Source organism: Pseudoalteromonas rhizosphaerae (genome assembly GCF_028885455.1).
GTDB lineage: Bacteria > Pseudomonadota > Gammaproteobacteria > Enterobacterales > Alteromonadaceae > Pseudoalteromonas > Pseudoalteromonas rhizosphaerae.
This window is the reverse complement of the sequence record NZ_CP118496.1, coordinates 981,381-999,151: the sequence shown is the minus strand read 5'-3', so window position 1 is coordinate 999,151 and position 17,771 is coordinate 981,381. Positions and strand designations below refer to the sequence as shown.

12 protein-coding genes and 1 pseudogene are annotated in these 17,771 nt (G+C 40.1%); 7 read left to right on the top strand and 6 right to left on the bottom strand.

Annotation, left to right across the window (positions count from 1 at the left end; translation table 11 throughout):
- Window positions 1–19 precede the first annotated feature (19 nt).
- The 6 genes from gpmM to PVK79_RS04365 all read left to right on the top strand — a co-directional run bounded on the left by gpmM (window position 20) and on the right by PVK79_RS04365 (window position 9,930).
- Window positions 20–1,564: a 2,3-bisphosphoglycerate-independent phosphoglycerate mutase gene (gene gpmM, locus PVK79_RS04390; protein WP_257325381.1), complete on the top strand. Its 1,545-nt coding sequence runs from the start codon at window positions 20–22 to the stop codon at window positions 1,562–1,564.
- Between the two features lie 3 nt (window positions 1,565–1,567).
- Entirely contained in the window at window positions 1,568–2,722 is a 1,155-nt protein-coding gene (locus PVK79_RS04385; RefSeq protein WP_257325380.1) for a murein hydrolase activator EnvC family protein, read from the top strand.
- Between the two features lie 35 nt (window positions 2,723–2,757).
- Window positions 2,758–4,017 carry a S41 family peptidase gene (locus PVK79_RS04380; protein WP_257325379.1) on the top strand — a complete coding sequence of 420 codons (1,260 nt, stop codon included), beginning with the start codon at window positions 2,758–2,760 and terminating at the stop codon, window positions 4,015–4,017.
- 42 nt (window positions 4,018–4,059) lie between these two features.
- Window positions 4,060–4,824 carry a divergent polysaccharide deacetylase family protein gene (locus tag PVK79_RS04375; protein ID WP_257325378.1) on the top strand — a complete coding sequence of 255 codons (765 nt, stop codon included), beginning with the start codon at window positions 4,060–4,062 and terminating at the stop codon, window positions 4,822–4,824.
- A gap of 1,081 nt (window positions 4,825–5,905) precedes the next feature.
- Entirely contained in the window at window positions 5,906–8,122 is a 2,217-nt protein-coding gene (locus PVK79_RS04370; protein WP_257325377.1) for an ATP-dependent nuclease, read from the top strand.
- Between the two features lie 2 nt (window positions 8,123–8,124).
- Window positions 8,125–9,930: a UvrD-helicase domain-containing protein gene (locus PVK79_RS04365; RefSeq protein ID WP_257325376.1), complete on the top strand. Its 1,806-nt coding sequence runs from the start codon at window positions 8,125–8,127 to the stop codon at window positions 9,928–9,930.
- 208 nt (window positions 9,931–10,138) lie between these two features.
- Here PVK79_RS04365 and PVK79_RS04360 read toward each other — a convergent pair whose 3' ends face one another.
- From PVK79_RS04360 to PVK79_RS23515, 4 genes and pseudogenes are all read right to left on the bottom strand, one after another.
- Entirely contained in the window at window positions 10,139–10,366 is a 228-nt protein-coding gene (locus PVK79_RS04360; protein WP_257325375.1) for a hypothetical protein, read from the bottom strand.
- A gap of 413 nt (window positions 10,367–10,779) precedes the next feature.
- Complete coding sequence (gene istB, locus PVK79_RS04355; RefSeq protein WP_182762799.1) at window positions 10,780–11,553, bottom strand: IS21-like element helper ATPase IstB; 774 nt, start codon at window positions 11,551–11,553, stop codon at window positions 10,780–10,782.
- Window positions 11,550–12,584, bottom strand: coding sequence for an IS21 family transposase (gene istA, locus PVK79_RS04350; RefSeq protein ID WP_182762801.1), 1,035 nt, complete (start codon window positions 12,582–12,584; stop codon window positions 11,550–11,552). Before istA ends, istB begins: the two co-directional genes overlap by 4 nt.
- Before the next feature lie 128 nt (window positions 12,585–12,712).
- Window positions 12,713–13,623, bottom strand: a pseudogene (locus PVK79_RS23515) (transposase); the annotation flags it as partial.
- Between the two features lie 67 nt (window positions 13,624–13,690).
- Between PVK79_RS23515 and PVK79_RS04340 the strand changes: the two are divergent.
- Window positions 13,691–14,850 (top strand): IS3 family transposase gene (locus PVK79_RS04340; protein ID WP_257324972.1). Its coding sequence is split into 2 segments (ribosomal slippage): window positions 13,691–13,964 and window positions 13,964–14,850, totalling 1,161 coding nucleotides; the frame shifts between segments, so codons are not numbered across the junction.
- Here PVK79_RS04340 and PVK79_RS04335 read toward each other — a convergent pair.
- On the bottom strand, window positions 14,798–15,070 hold the full coding sequence (locus tag PVK79_RS04335; protein WP_257325373.1) for an IS110 family transposase: 273 nt from the start codon (window positions 15,068–15,070) through the stop codon (window positions 14,798–14,800). The genes PVK79_RS04340 and PVK79_RS04335 overlap by 53 nt on opposite strands.
- A gap of 513 nt (window positions 15,071–15,583) precedes the next feature.
- Window positions 15,584–17,455: a methyl-accepting chemotaxis protein gene (locus tag PVK79_RS04330; RefSeq protein ID WP_257325372.1), complete on the bottom strand. Its 1,872-nt coding sequence runs from the start codon at window positions 17,453–17,455 to the stop codon at window positions 15,584–15,586.
- Window positions 17,456–17,771: the final 316 nt, after the last annotated feature.

The following is a 17,771-nucleotide window of genomic DNA, read 5'->3' as shown; positions in this document are numbered from 1 at the left end:
CTAATTTTCAGGAACAAAAATGACACAACATAAAAAACCTCTCGTACTCATGATTTTAGATGGTTGGGGATACCGTGAAGATACCCAAAGCAACGCAATTTTAGCGGCAAACACCCCTGTTTTAGACGAACTTTGGGCAACTCGCCCGCACACCCTAATTTCAGCCTCTGGTTTAGATGTTGGTCTTCCTGATGGGCAAATGGGCAACTCAGAAGTAGGCCATGTCAACTTAGGTGCTGGCCGTGTGGTTTATCAAGATTTCACCCGCATCACTAAAGCAATAAATGACGGTGAGTTTGCGCATAACCCAACACTAGTTGAAAACATTGATAAAGCAGTGAATGCTGCTAAAGCAGTGCATTTAATGGGCTTATTAAGCCCAGGTGGTGTGCATAGTCATGAAGATCATATTGTAGCTGCAATTGAATTAGCTGCAGCGCGCGGCGCTAAAGAAGTGTACTTTCATGCATTTTTAGATGGCCGAGACACTCCACCACGTAGCGCAAAAACGTCAATTGAACGTATTGAAGCGCTATTTAGCAAATTACATTGTGGTCGCTTAGCATCAATCATTGGCCGCTACTATGCAATGGACCGCGATAATCGCTGGAACCGAGTAGAGCAAGCTTATGATCTAATGGTCAGTGGGATCGCACAACATAGCTACGAAAATGGTGTTGATGCATTAGCTGCGGCTTACGAACGTGATGAAAACGATGAGTTTGTTGCTGCAACTACCATAGCAGCACAAGGCCAAGACGCAGTACAAATTAATGACGGTGATACGGTTATTTTCTTAAACTTTAGAGCCGACCGTGCTCGTGAAATGACCCGCGCATTTGTTGATAAAGACTTTGACGGTTTCGCCAAGAAAAAAGCCCCCGCACTAAGCGGCTTTGTTATGTTGACCGAATACGCAGCAGACATCGACGCACCAGCAGCCTTTGCCACAGTCCCTTTGACTAATGTATTGGGTGAATGGTTTGAAAAACACCATAAAACACAGCTACGTATTTCTGAAACTGAAAAATATGCACATGTGACGTTTTTCTTCAGTGGCGGACGTGAAGATGAATTTGAAGGTGAAACCCGCGAGCTGATCCCATCACCACAAGTTGCGACCTACGATTTACAACCTGAAATGAATTCAGAAATGCTCACTGATAAACTCGTCGAAGCGATTAAAAGCGGTAAATACGATGCAATTATTTGTAACTATCCAAATGGCGATATGGTCGGTCACTCAGGTGTATTTGAAGCCGCAGTAAAAGCCTGTGAAGCAGTCGATCATTGTATTGGTCGTGTTGTTGCTGCCCTTGAAAAATTTGGTGGTGAAGCATTAATTACAGCTGATCACGGTAATGCTGAACAAATGGCTAACCTTAAAACTGGCCAAGCGCATACCGCACACACCAGTGAACCTGTTCATTTCATTTATGTTGGTCGTGATGCAACACCAAGCGAAGGCAAAGCGCTCAGTGATGTTGCGCCAACCATGTTGCACTTAATGGGCATGGAACAACCAAGCGAGATGACTGGCACACCAATCATGACATTGAAATAAACCATGAATAAAAGTATTAACCCATTAATTTTTAGTACGCTCGTTGTTACTGCGTTAATACTCACTTTATTAGTGACGGCCCCTGCCGTCGCTAATGAAGATCGTACTAAAAAAGATCTCAGCGAAATCCAAACGGCGTTAAAGCAAAGCCAAGCTGAACTTGCCGCCCAGCGTAAAGACATCGAAAAATCGCAAAAGAACCTGCAACAGCACGAACTCGAGATCGCAAAAAACGCTAAGGCACTAAATATTGCCGAGCAATCAATTCGCGATACTGAAAAACAACAACAACAGCAACAGCAGCAAGCTGAAGCACTTGAGGAAAAACGCCTAGAGCAGCAACATGCACTCGCCGCACAAATTAAAAGTGCCTATATGTCTGGCGGACATGACTACTCTAAAATGCTATTGAATCAAGAAAATACCGCACAGTTTGAACGCACATTAAGTTATTATAATTACCTCAACAAAGCGCGCATTGAGCAAATTGATGAGCTAAAAGCACTCCTGATTGAAATAGCGGATGTACAAACCGAACTTGAAAAAACCAAACAACACTTAGTTGTGCTCCATGAAGAGCAAGCCAATCGTCATCAAGCTCTCATTGCAGCGCAACAACAACGAAAAGCCAACATCAGTGAATTAAAAACCAAGCTTAGCTCAACCAAAAACTCAATTGATTACTTAAAAGATAATGAAAAAACCCTAGTAGCTACCTTGCAAGAACTTGAAAAAGAAAAAACTAAAAAGGTTGAGTTACTGGGCCTATCAGCCAGTAAAGGTAAATTAAACTGGCCAACAAAAGGTAAAATTGAGCACAGCTTCGGCCAACATAAGCACGGTGGTATTGACTGGAAAGGCGTATTAATTGGCGCTAATGAAGGCAATAATGTGCATAGCGTCCACAACGGTCAAGTCGTGTTTGCTGATTGGTTAAAAGGCTACGGCTGGGTTATTGTTATTGACCACGGTGAAGGCTTTATGAGTTTATACGGCCATACTCAAACCTTACTAAAAGACGTAGGTGATATAGTACGCCAAGGCGATATTATCGCTTTAGTTGGTCAAAGCGGCGGACAAGCAAATTCTGGTCTATACTTTGAAATACGCCACAAAGGACGCGCAGTAAATCCTGTAACATGGTGCAGACGCATTTAATTGATTAAACAGCTGCACCCCACTGGGAGCAGCTGATGCTAAATACACAATTACAAATACAGCAGTTACAATACTCTGCTTTTAATCGCATCCTAATAAGCTATTTATTACTCGTTAGCGTTTTTTTGTGCCTGAGTTTTAATAGCTTTGCAGTGACCTCGGTGGGCGATTTAAAAAGCCAACAAAAAAACGAAATCCTCTTTAATATCCATGCCTATTATGTTGAAGACTTAGCTTTGCAACAAAGCTTTGAAAGCAGTCAACAATTTGAAGCCCTGCTCGCACAGCTAGACCCTTACTCTAAGTACCTTAATGAACACGAGTTAGAAGCGCTATTTAGCAGCACTAATGGCCGCTACACAGGCCTTGGGATTGAAATAAAACAGCAACAACAAAAAATTATTATTGTAAACACAATTAAAGACTCTCCCGCAGCCATTGCCGGAGTACAAATAAATGATGTGCTACTTGCCGTTAATCAGCAAACAGTCGCACATAAAGACATCAATCAAGTTGCGCAAATGATTAAAGCTAGTGACACAGCAACGGTTACCTTAACGATTGAACGAGGTAATTCACCACAAGCCATTTATTTTACCCTGACTAGATCAGAAATTAACTTAGAGAGTGTCACCAGTTCATTATCAGAGTTTGGTATTGGTTATTTGGCAATAAATAGCTTTACCAATCACACCTTGCATGATGTTGCGCGGCAAATAACAGCACTGCAAAGCCATTACGGTAATCCACTTACAGGCTTAGTGCTCGATTTACGCGACAATCCAGGCGGCACATTACAAAGTGCTGTAGCGGTATCGGATCTATTTTTACAAAGTGGCACCATAGTCACCACCAAAGGTCGCTTTTATGATGCAAACCAGCACTTTCGCGCCAAAAAAGGTGATATTTTAAATGGTGCGCCAATCGTCGTACTTATTAATGAAAACTCGGCCTCAGCAGCAGAGATTTTAGCCGCTGCACTTAAAGACAATCACCGTGCCACACTAATTGGCAGCCAATCATTTGGCAAAGGATCGGTGCAATCTTTGATCCCATTAGGCAATGGTAATACAGCACTAAAATTAACCACTGCAAAGTACTTTACCCCATCGGGTCAATCTATTGAGGGGATTGGAGTAACCCCCGATGTGGCGATTAATCAATCAACCCTTTCGCAAATTGATAAAGTAGTTATAATAAAAAACGAACAAGGAAATGACGATCGGCCATGGTCACGCAAAGACTCAGCTGATCCACTGTTATTAAAAGCACAGCAGCTATTAACTATGAAATAAAGCTTTTAGCTCACTATAAAAAAGATAATAAAAATTATAAACGTGAAAAAATTAACTTGGTTGTTCTGGCTTTTTTTTAGCTTGCCTACGCTTGCCGCAAATAAGCAAATAGCGATTGTGATTGATGATATTGGCAATCATCAACGCGACCTCGAAATCCTAAATTTACCAGGTAAAATATCGTTCTCGATTTTGCCTCATACCCCGTATTCGCAAGTTTTTGCGCGCCTAGCCAGTAAGTCGAATAAAGAATTACTGCTGCATATTCCCATGCAAGCACTCGACAGCAGCAAAGCACTTGGCCCCGGCGCACTCACCAGCAATATGAGTAAAGAACAATTACAAATCACCCTCGGCAATGCGCTTGCAACCTTACCGCAGGTCAAAGGTGTAAATAATCATATGGGCTCAGCACTTACTCAAGAAAGCCTGCCCATGAAATGGACTATGGAAGTGCTGAAAAAGCGCAACCTGTACTTTTTAGATAGCCGCACTACAGGCTTAAGCCAAGCGCAAAATGTTGCCAACTTATATGGCGTTGAAAATGTCGGCCGCCATGTGTTTTTAGATAATATTCCCAATGAGAAACAGTTACAATTTCGCCTCAACGAACTAAAGTATAAAGCCGAACGTTATAACTTCGCCATCGCGATTGCCCACCCTTACCCTGAAACCATTGAATTCTTACAGCGCATGCTACCCGAACTTGAACAACAAGGTTTTGAACTCGTGCCGCTATCACAACTAGTAGAGCGTAAATATATACAACTCGCGCAAGCTGAGCATAAAGGGGTTAGTGCGAGGTAGGCTCTAAAGTTACAAGGGAAAAGGTTCTAGGTTCTAGGTTCTAGGAAAACAGAATAGTCCGTCGTAAAATTAACCACGTAGGTTATGGTTGAGAGCAACGAAACCTAACGATGTAAGAATAAAATTGAGTAACGGCTTCGAGCGATCAGCAGTCATTGGGGTTGGCTAAATATAATTGCTTAACGGTTAAACATTAGGTTTAATGGATACATAATAAACGCTGAGTAACGCAGGGACAGCTTAGATACGATAGACACGCCAGTAAAGTTGGCTTGATATCGCTTAGGCAATAAAAACAAGTTCCCATAGTATAAACAACACCAACTCTGACACACCGGGCCGGTAGCGCCTCAATCCAACAAGTGATTATGCAACGCAAACAGCGTGTCGCATAAATACTAAAATGTAAGGTTTCTCGAATGTTTAAGCGTGTACCAAAGGAGTGGCGAACATACAGAATACACAATTGGGTTGCGCTATCATATTTAATATTCGGGCTTCCAATTAATATGTTTGCAGCCTTTCTGCTTAGTTATATTATGAATCCAGCTGTCACAGTAATTGCAGCTTTTGTTTTGTGGTTAATTTTATTATTGGTTTTTTCATTTAGGATTACGCGTTTTCCGTGCCCTCAATGTTCGCTTCCGTTTATATCAAATCAAAAAGTATCATTTGTTAAAAAGCGGCGTTGTAATAATTGTGGACTTGGTTTGTATGAAAAACCTAATCGGGTAGCCGGAGGTCTCTAACCTCCAGCCCTCACACCACCCAATATGCGCTTTTTATTTACAGGAAGTGCCAAAGCGGACATTCAAGAGTAACTCGTCTCTGCCCCTAAACGTGTTTCGCTAATTTTTCAGAAAATTACTAAAAACGAAATTCACCATACAAAAAATTATCTTTTAATTTGTCCTCGCATTTATGAGGAAATACATTTCATCACCAATTGTATAAAAGCTGACCTGCCATTCTCTTGTGTGATCAAAATTAAGCTTCGTTTTATGCACTTCGTGGTACATTATTCATCAGATGATTTAGGCAGTGATGTCGTGTTGCGTGCCGATAAGTAAAGGATAACAAAGTGCATATTAGTAGCTTAAACCTAATTAACTACCGTAATTTTAAGAATGTCAAACTTAACTTTAACAAAGGTATCAACACTGTGATTGGTGAGAATGCATCAGGTAAGACCAACTTATTTCGAGCCCTGAGATTGCTGCTTGACAACTCGATGCCTAGGTCGTCGACAAAACTGTCTGAGGGTGATTTCTGTAGAGCGCTAGGTAGTTGGAAAGGTCACTGGATTATCATAAGTTGTGAGTTCGATGATATTTCTAGTGATGAAGCTAGTCAGTCACTGTTCCTCCATGGAAATGGGAATATCGAAGGTGAAGAAGAGATAGTAACCAAAGCAACCTACAACCTCATATTCAGACCTAAAGCTCATATACGCCAAGCGATTTCAACAATCCCCGTTGGCGACACTCCAGCGTTAGAAGAGTATTTAAATGATATCTCAATAGATGACTATGAAACGGTTTTAACTGGAAAAAGTACTGCGAATTTTGCTGATCCAGAAGTATATAAAGCTATTGTAGGTGACTTTGATGCTGTTGTTTTTCCAAATGAGTTAAGCAACCCAGAAATTGGGATACGACTACCATATATCCTAAATATGCCGAATGAGGTTTCATTCACCTTTATTAAGGCATTGAGAGATGTGGTTTCAGATTTCCACAACAATAGAACAAACCCCCTACTAACACTGTTAAAAAGTAAGTCGGGTGAAATTTCCCAAGAGGATTTTCAACCAATAGCTGAGTTGATTAGGACTTTGAATGAGAATATTGAAGGCCTAAATGACGTTTGTGATGTTAGAGATGACATTGCATCAACAGTAGGCGATACAGTTGGAGATACGTATTCTCCAAATTCAATCTCGATCCGCTCAAGTTTGACAGATGATTCAGACCAGCTATTTCAGTCCTTGAAGCTTTTTGTTGCTGAGTCAAACGATGGGTATGAAGGTGCTATTCATGAAATGAGTTTAGGGGGCGCTAATCTTTTATACCTCACATTAAAAATTTTAGAGTTTAAGTATCAAAACTCTAATCAATCAATCGCAAATTTTTTATTGATAGAGGAACCAGAAGCTCATATTCATACGCATATTCAAAAATCATTGTTCGACAACATCAAGTACGAAAATACTCAAATTATTTATTCGACCCATTCATCGCATATTTCAGAGGTCAGCAATATAAGAAACATGAACATTATTGGTCTGGTAGATGGCAATTGTGAGGTTTTCCAACCAGCTAAGGGGCTGACCAATGAGCAAAGTGGCTTCGTTCAGCGGTATCTAGATGCTATTCGAAGCAATCTATTATTTGCACGAAGTGTCATTTTAGTTGAAGGTGATGCAGAAGAAATCCTAATACCCATTTTGTTTAAAAAATCAACAGGAATAAGCTTGGATGAGATGGGAATTAGTCTTGTCAATATAAGAAGTACAGGATTCGAAAATATCGCAACGCTCTTTAACGATGAACGTATTAGGAAACGCTGTAGTATTATTACTGACCTAGACTCTGCGTTTTTTGATACTGAAATCCAAGAACAGGATAGTGAAGCTTTAAAGAATAAAAAGAGAAAAGCTAAAGGTTCAGAGGAGTCAGGAGCTAATCGTAAACTTATACTAGATGAGTTCTGCGATAATAACCCTTGGTTAAGCCCTTTCTATGCAAAACACACTTTTGAAGTAGATTTTATTAAGTCTTCTAATAGCGTATATCTTAAAAATGTTGTTGAAGACGTTTACGTTGATCCTGCAACAAGAGTCACAGCCAAGGAAGATCTATCTAAAGCCGATATCGCCACATCTGGAATGAGGGCATTAACGATGGCGAATCATCAAGGTAAGGGCTGGTTTGCTATTACTCTTGGAAAGGCGATCAACTTTAAAGTAGTAATTCCAGAGTACATTCTTGAGGCAATCAAATTTGCACATGGTGAATTTGATTCAGTTCTTACCTTTAAAATACTAAGCTATCGATTTAACTCTATTAAGGAGCATGTCGCTGAAGGTAAAAAGCACATAGAAAAAGCTGACGCGGATGGAGACATGAACCTAAAAGCTCGGTGTGAAGCTTATCTGCTACCATTGGAAACAGGTATCGAAGTATTTGCGACTAAATGGGATGTATTCGACTCGGCTACCGATGACATCAATGAGATTAAGGCTTCATTTATAGCTGATTTCCCAACAGAAAATCATCATTTGCTAGAAAGGATTTAGTGATGTTCGTATGGGATAAAGATGATCTTAATGATGAGCAAGTGGATGCCATTCGACAAGCGGGTAATGTATTCCTTGAGGCGTGCCCAGGTAGTGGAAAAACACGAACATTAACGTATAAAATTGCTCTTGAATTGTCTAAGTTGACCGATGAAAAGAAATGGATTGTAGCAATTACATACACGAATCGTGCAGCTGATGAAATTCGTGAGAGAATAGAGTTACTAGGAGTTGAAACTTCTCAACTATGGATTGGGACGATTCATTCATTTTGCTTAGAGTGGATTATAAAACCATATGGGTTATACCATGACAGGCTTAAAAACGGTTTCAAAGTCATTAACTCATATGATAGTGAAGATATTATAACCAATATTTGTCTTGGGTTACGACCTCAACAATATATTACATACTACCAATGTTCACATTTTTATACACCAACAGGGCTGAATATTACAGGAAGCTGTGGGAGCTTAGCTACTAGTGTTCTGGAAGCTTATCATCAACACCTAGACAATAATCACCAAATAGATTTTGAACAGATATTGTACTTCTCTTACGAACTCCTACGTAACAAGGTCGCTATATCAAAAATATTATCTAATCTTTTTTCTTACTTCTTTATAGATGAATATCAAGATACCAAAGAGATTCAGTATTCAATTGTAGCGAGCATTATGAGGGCTAATCCGAGTAAAGTGACAACATTTATAGTAGGTGACCCAAACCAAGCCATATATACATCATTAGGTGGTTATGCAATATCTCATACAGAACTTGAATCTTTAACCGCTGCTTCATTTGCTTCAATGTCTTTGGATAAAAATTATAGAAGCTCACGAAAGATTATAGAGTATTATCGAAATTATAATGTTAGCCCAAGTGCAACTAGTGCAACTAGTGCAGAAGGTAGTGAGAGAGATTATCAGAGTACAATAACCTATGATCAAGTAACTCACAAAGATGACTTAGTTGAGCAGGTAAGTCGATATATTGAGCACAACATTGAAAATTTCAATATCCCTGAGCGTGATATTTGCGTAATTGCTCCTTGGTGGGCGCATTTAGCTGCACTAACACGAAATTTAGTGAATCGGTTGCCTCAATATAGTTTTGATGGCCCTGGTTTAGTACCATTCTCTAGAGACCTTGAGAACTTCTGGTACAAGCTTACAAGAATTATTCTCACTGAGCCCTCCCCTAGCATGTATGTCAAACGTTTAAGGTGGGCATCTGAAATTTTATATGATTTAGAAATTGCAATGGTGGATATAGCCCCTTTCACTTCGAAAGAACTCTTAAAATCAATTAACTCAATTTCAATAGACGAGGAGGACGGAATTACTTACCTATGCTATTTCTTCGATGAGCTATTCAAAAGATTAGGGGTTGATTACTCTCTTTATCCAATGTTGCAAGAACACTATGAATCTTTTTTGAGTAGTACAGAAGATCGCATAGACAGGCTCCGCAGAGATAGCGAGGAATTTGCTACAGATATAGAGGCATTTCGAAGAGCTTTTAAGCCGAGAAGTGGAATAAAAGTTTCTACTATCCACGGGGTTAAAGGTGGTGAATATGACGCAGTTATATCATTCGGTTTACTTGAGGGGTTAGTTCCTAATTTTAATGACTCATCAGAAGATAGTGCTAAGAAGCTTCTCTATGTTATTGGCTCTAGAGCAAGGAAAAACTTGCACTTGATCTCTGAAAGAGGGCGAATGCAAGGCTATAGCCCAAATCAAACCGAACGTACGTCCACTAAAGTTCTTCAACGCGTGCAATTTCCTTATGATCGTTTTGTATAGAACTTACAGCAATTAGTTTAGTTTTACCCTATCTCAATTTGTTTTAAGCGAGTAGCTTAGGGAAGTAACTCTAAAAGGCTTTTGTCCAGAAACGGTTTAGGTTTATAGATCTAAACCGTTTCTACCAGATTAGAAAAAGTATCTTGGAACTATAAACGCTTGTATGTGGTTTACCTTTCAAGTTCGATAGCATGGAGGCAATATTGGTTTACGATACTCTAACTTCCTGTGACAATACCTCACCAGTATCATTTAGAATATCAGACAGAACTTCTACATTAGCTTCAGTTTCACACTCAGGGCAGTTAACCGAACCAGTTTCTAGATATTGAGTGGTATGGTTACCAGAACTTTCAGATTGGCTCTCAAAATCTTCAGTATTAACTGAGAAAGCCGCACCACAATCTTCATTTGGACAATCAATGGAAATCGTCATTATCAAACTCCTTGTTACATTTAAAAAAGGACATATACACAGTTTGTACGCAAATTTAATATATGGGCTGTTTTCTTATTTTCAAGCCGTTACTCCATAGAACCCTTGTTAGACATAAATCATAGTCTTACATTCTGCCATAATGTAGTAATCTTTTTCCTTTTGGTTCAATTAACTAGTTAGGCCATGTGAAGGGGGGGGGGCAAAATGCCACCTAATAGCAAGAATGATGATTTATCAACTCGCTCGGATAACTTTGAGTAGGGCAAAGTCAGCTTAACAAGCTATGAGTAAGTAATAGGCTTAACGCGACAAGGGGCATAAACGAGTTAGTACCATCCACAGTCCGCTTCACGCCCTGATGTCAACAACAACCGAAAAGTGATCCACTCCACCATTTGAATAATGATCCACTATTTATTAAGGTTTTCCATTAATCCGGCTTGTTTCTTTTCTTTGATCCTATAACTTTCCCCCTTAATTTGAACAATATGTGAGTGGTGTAAAATTCTATCTAACATCGCTGATGTTAACGCTGTGTCATTCGCAAAAATGCTCCCCCATTGTCCAAATGGGAGGTTACTGGTGAGTATGACCGCTCCTTTTTCATAACGCTTTGCAATGACATCAAACAATAATTTAGATTCCTGAGCACTAAACGGTAAATAGCCTATTTCATCAATTATTAGTAGCCTGGGTGCCAGAACTGAGCGCTGCATCACTTGTTTATACTTATCTTGACGTTGCGCTGTGGTTAATTGCAATATTAAATCAGACGCGCTAATAAAGCGGGTTTTTAAGCCTGCTTGCACTGCCTTGTAACCTAGCGCACTGGCAATATGTGTTTTGCCTACACCTGATGGCCCGAGCAGAACGACGTTTTCTTTTCGTTCAATAAACGAGAGTGTGGCAAGCTCGTTAACTTGTTTTTTGGGCACACCGGTGGCAAACGTAAAGTCAAACTCCTCAAGCGATTTTAATGACGCAAATCCAGCCATACGCGTAAACATAACCTGTTTACGTTGGTGCCGGTACGCCTGCTCACCTTGCAGTACGCGCTCTAAGAACTGTAAATAATCCCATTCCTCTTTTGCTGCTTGCTGCGCTAGCGCTGTTGCATTTGTTTCAACACCGGCGAGTTGCAGCTCCTCCGTTAGTTCATGTAAGCGTGCGAGTTGCAAGTTCATAGTGCCTCCGAGAATTGCGCGTAAATGTTTAAGTCATGATGTAACGGGTGAGTCTCGAAGGACATATCAAATACAGGTATAGCCACTTCTGCCGGCTGTGGTGGTGCAACAGGTTGGAGCGGGGGTAAAGGTTGTAGGTACGCTTGCTCTTCTTTTAATCTATCTGCGGGCTTTACTTTTATTGTGTCGTGAATGCGCTGGTTAGCCACTGTGTTCAACCAGTTAATGACTTCAACATTGGCTGTTTCAACGTCCAAAGTAAGTTCAAGGGCAAATAATTTAGTGGCTAATGGCTGATAAAAGTTATCGCGCACATAGCGCACCATTCGCTCTACTTTCCCTTTTGTTTGTGGGCGGTAGGGTTTACAGAGCTTTGGAATGAACCCCATTTCTTTACTAAATTGATAAAAGCATTGATTAAAGCGATGTTTGCCTTCACCGTAAGCATCACGCTCTATTACCACTGTTTTCATATTGTCATACCACACTTGCTGTGGAATGCCTTGGAAATACTCAAAGGCTTGGCGATGACACGCTTCGAGTGTTTCATAGCGCATGTTATCAGTGATTGCGACAAACAATGCACGGCTGAAGCCTAAAACAGCGACAAAGGCGTGCAGTGGTGATTTCCCACCTCGCATTTGGCCCCAATCAACTTGCATTTGTTTGCCCGCTTCTGTTTCAAAGCGAATAATGGGTTGGGGTTCAACGCTACCTCGATATTGATACAAGTACTGGCGTAGTAACGATATTTCTCCGGTATAGCCTTGCTCTTTAATTTCTCTGAGTAAAACAACGGCTGATAAATGTATTGGAGCGGCTTTAGCTAATCGAGAATGTAAATACGGTTTAAATGCCTCTAATTTTGAAATACCCGTTTTACGAGTAGCATAATGCGGCTCGTCAAAGTCACCTTGAAGGTATTTTTTAACGGTGTTGCGCGATATGCCCAATTGTTTAGCGATGGCTCGTTGAGACATGCCTTGCATGGCTAAGACTTTTATTTTCATGAACTCTTCTTTTGAAATCATGGTGCTTATCCAAAAGCACCAGTGTTAAGTTAACTGGATCAGATTTCAATTGTTGAAGTGGATCATTTTTGCATTGCTGGTAACACCTGAGGCATTCAACAAGTTTTTTCTACCACTAAAAGAGGTGAACCTTTCGCTTTTTGCTGTGCGTAATAAATGCCCGCCCAATAAGATTGCCCTACGCTTTTCGAAGCCCACTCTATAAAGCTCTGACGGACAAATTTAGAACATTGCCAGCGCCAATGTACCCAGCTCTTTTGACCACTACGCTCTGTAACTGGCGATAAGCCTGCATAGGTTTGTATTTCTTGTGCGCTACTAAAACGAGATTTATCTTCCCCTAAAGCAGCTAAAAGCCTAGGAGCAAGGCAAGGGCCTGTGCCGGGAAGTGAAGCAAATATTGAGGCGTCATCCATACTGGTAAAAATTGAGCTTATTTGTGAGTCATACTCTCGAATATTGTTAATTAATACCAACATCTGTTTAGCCAATGCGATGACAAACGTTTGATAAGGTATAATTAAAGATTCGTCGTTAGTAAGAGGAATTGCCTCTTTTATAGATGCAATGCGTTCTGGGGTCTTCTTAACAGTGGGCCCTCCTCTGGAGTTTAATAGTTTGGCAACTGTATTTGTTCTAACGCGTTTCAATTCATTTAAGTTTGGGAATTTAATTAGAAAATTACAAAATAGCTCTGTATCTCTATGTGAAAACCACTCTAAGGGCTGTGTATAATATTGCTTTAGAGCATTAATGATTCGGTTCGCATGCCTGCGTTTTTCGTCTATAAGTAATCGACGTTGTTCGACAAGAAGGGCTAATGTTCTCGTTTTCTCGCTGCTTGGTTTTAGGGGGTAATCTTCTTTGGATAATTCAGCATCATATCTAATGCTAATTCAGCGTCTGAAGGATCATCTTTTGAACCGCTGAGAAACATAGCTTGTCTGTATCGAGCAAGGGTTAATCCATGAATAGGATAAACTGTAACAAAGCTATATTTTTGCAAGACGTATACTATAGGTCCTTTATTTAACTCAACTTGTAATGGTCTAATGAAACTGGAGAGGTTTATAGCGTAAAATGAGCTAAACCAAAAAGGTATCACTATGACCAGAAAATCAAAAGTAACACTCAGTGCACAACAAAAACTTGAATATGCCAAATTAATGGTAGAAGAAGGTTATACCAATAAGCAAATTGAAGAGATGTCTGGCGCAGGAAAGTCAGCAGTATCACGTTGGAAGCAACAATATCTATCTGAGCTAGATGGTAAGAGCCCGGGAAATGTACAAGCACTAACACCTGAGCAGCAACGTATTCAATTGCTAGAGAAGCAGCTACAGCGCGCTTTAAGGGATAATGATATATTAAAAAAAGCCACCGCTTTCTTCATTCGCGACAATCAAAATTTAAAGTAATTAAAGCGTTGAAGAAAGCGACCCCAAGCTATACGGTATCTGAGTTGTGTCGTGCTTTAGAAGTCAGTACAAGTAGTTATTACTATGCGCCAGTCACGCCAAATAAGTCAGAGCAGGCACTGCTGGCGTTAATTGAATCTATCGCTGACGATTCCGGTTATACGTATGGTAGACGCAGAGTGCACGTTGAATTGAATGCGTTAAATCATACGATTGGAATATATAAAACAGCGGCACTGATGAAAAAGTTGAATATAAAAGCCATCAGGCCGAAGAAAAAACATTACTACCCTAATTCAGGTGATGAACATAAGTACGCACAGAACCTCTTAAAACGAGAGTTTAACCCTGATTCACATAACACGCATTGGGTCGGTGATATTACCTATATTAGGAATCACCAAGGGTGGAGTTACTTGGCCTGTGTGTTAGATTTATCAACGAGGGAAGTTGTAGGGTATGCCTTATCAACAAGCCCAAATGCTGAATTGGCTATAGCAGCATTGAATAATGCTATTAAGCGTCAACAGCCGGTTTTTAATCAACTGATGTTTCATTCCGATCAAGGGTGTCAGTATTCTGCGGCCTCGTTTAGAGCTCGGTTATCACAACTAACTATAACACAAAGTATGAGTCGTCGAGGTAATTGTTGGGATAATGCAGTAATGGAGCGATTTTTTAGAAGTTTAAAAACAGAGCGACTGAATCGCCTGTCATTTATAAATCATCATTCAGTTATAAGTGAGGTGGACAGTTATATTCAGTTTTACAATTACAAACGTAGGCATTCTACGCTTAATTATATGACGCCACATCAGAAATATAATGAATTAAAAAATGCCGCTTAGAATCTCTACAGAATTTGTTGACCATTACAACTGCAACAGCAATATTGCCTTTTACTTTTTTATGTAATGCCTCAACCCAATCATTAATTGATTCAGGTGAGTGAGAAATTACGCTAAACGCCCGAGACTCTTCGTCTTTAACCTGCACACATATATCATGTTTTTTATCAGCCCAATCAAGGCCAACATATGCAGAAAAGTTATCATTTTTAGTATTCATGCCAAATCTCCGATTATTGAAATTTGTTATGCATTCTTTACTCTTCGAAAGAAATATAGACAGCGTTTGTAAGGCAAGCCCTGAGTATTCGTTTTGAGTAAAGTAACTCAATACTTCGAAAGAAAAGCGGTGATCATTAAATGATGCTGGCACAATATTCGTAAGTAAAGAGCACATAACCTCAACAATTCAAAGTATAGATTATTAAGGTTCAAAGACTATATCTGGCACATTCAAGACAGTCGATAAGTCAAAACTTTGTAGTTTATAGGTTTGGATATTTTTCGTTGGATTTCGCTGCGCTCAAACCAACCTATGTTGATAACTCTAAAGCGCGGCGCCTCTAACCTATTTGTGAATAATTAACTTAAAGTTCTTTTTCTATAATGTTTCGCAAGAGGACAAGAAGATAGTGGTGGCTGCGTTTGTCACTTATGGCTTAAAACTTACCACTTAAAACTAGAAGCTTAAAGCTAGAAGGGCTATATCTGCCCTACTAGCTATAATGTCAAACTACAGGATAAAGGTGGCGACTTTTTCATTTAAGTCAGTGGCGCGGTCTTTCAGTACCTTTGCTTGGCTTAAATGCGTTGTTGCTGATGCCGTGATTTCATCAGTGACATCTTTAATTGCGACCGTATTTCGGGTGATCTCATTTGTTACTTGAGTTTGCTCTTCTGCTGCGACTGCAATTTGCCCCGCCATGTCGGAGATCTCATTCACTGCTTGAGTAATTTCTTCTAAAGCTTGTGCTGCGGCATTGACATCGTGAACACTGTTATTAGCTAAACTTTTACTGCTATCCATCAAGCTAACCGCTTTTTTAGTGGTATTTTGCAACGTTTCAATCGTGGTATAAATCTCTGCAGTAGAGTTTTGAGTACGATGTGATAACACGCGAACTTCGTCTGCGACAACAGCAAAACCACGGCCTTGCTCGCCGGCACGCGCCGCTTCAATCGCAGCATTTAATGCTAGTAAATTAGTTTGCTCTGCAATCTCCTGAATCGTCGTTAAAATACTTGAGATTGCTTGTGCATGCAGGCTCAGCTCACTGATCACTACTGTGGTTTCATCAATTTCTGATGCCAATGAGTTAATCGTGGTTCTGGTTTTATCAACTAAGCTTTTCCCCTGAATACTGCTTTGCGCCGACTGCTGGGATGCGGCAGCGGTATTTTCAGCGTTAGCTGCAATTTCATGAGTAGCACTGGACATCTCTGTAACTGCGGTAGCAACCATTGTAACTTCTTGCTGTTGGCGCTGTAGTTCATTAACGCTTGATTGATTGGTTAACAGACTTTTCTCTGCATCTGAGTCTAGATCAGTCGCTAGTTGACGAATATGACTGATCAGCTGATGTTGACTACTTACAAAACTATTAAAGCTATCAGCTAACATGCCAACTTCGTCTTGGCTGTCGACTGTAATACGCTGAGTTAAATCACCATTGCCTGCAGCAATACGAGATAACGCTTGCGACACGCGACTTAGTGGCCCTAGTAGCAAACTTAACAACCAAGAAATAGATAATACACTAATGATCAGTGCTAACGTTGCCAGTCCTAACTGGGTGACCATCAAGCTTACTAATGGTGCCTCTAACGTTTGTTTGTCGAGTACAAAAACTAGCTGCCAATCTGTATTGGGGATTTTTTCCCCCCAAAGTAGCTTATCCCGAGCTTCAGTTTCAAAATAAACAGGCGTAAGTTGGCCTGTTTGGCTACTTGATTCGATTAGTCGGCTGCTTAATTTAGTCTCAATATTGGTAATTTTACCCATCAATTTACTTGAGTCTTTATAGGCGATCACAGTACCGTCTTCATGCATCATGATGGCATAACCGTTTGCCGGTAGAGACATATTGCTAACGCTATCGACAATACTCGCAATTGACACATCACCGCCAACCACACCATTGCGCACTGGATGAGCTATGGTAACGACCAATAGATTAAAGGCCACATCCAAATAAGGCTTGGTAATTATGCTGCTACGAGCTTGTTGTGACTGCTGATACCAAGGACGTGTTCTAGGATCATAACCTGAGCGGTCAATACTGGGATCAGAGTCCACCATCAGCCCGTCGCGGTTACCAAAATAGGTTAATTGAAAATCGCCAGATACCTGTGCTTGCTGCAATGCATTAAGCGTATCACCTTCGACTTTAGTGGCGACAGAAGCGATCACTCGCTGACGATCGGTTAGCCATGCTTCGATGCGCGCGGCTTGCTGTTTACCTGCTTGCCTCACACTATCAACACTGTTTTGCAGTAACAACGCTTTTTGCGTGGAGTAGCTATACCATGACAATAATACAACAACAATTACGAGGGCGAGAACAACCGATAATAATATTTTTTTCTTTAGTGAATATGAATTCATATTGAGTGCTAATACTGACTTTAATTAAATTGAAATACGGATATAAATACAGCTTGGGGTTAGCTTAATTTAGAGTATGAATTGAGAGGCAATTCTCAATCTTGTTCTATTTTCGCATACAAGATTTGAATAATAAATTAAAATCAGTGATTTAAGTGAATATAAAAAGAATCATTATTAATTCAATGTAAAACTTAAATTAATAACCTAACGAGTGTAAATAAATAGCACGGTATAAATACTGCACGTATATTTTTATTTAAAATAATTGTAACGCCTAGGGTCTGTTGACCTTTGCGGATTAATATTTGTTCAA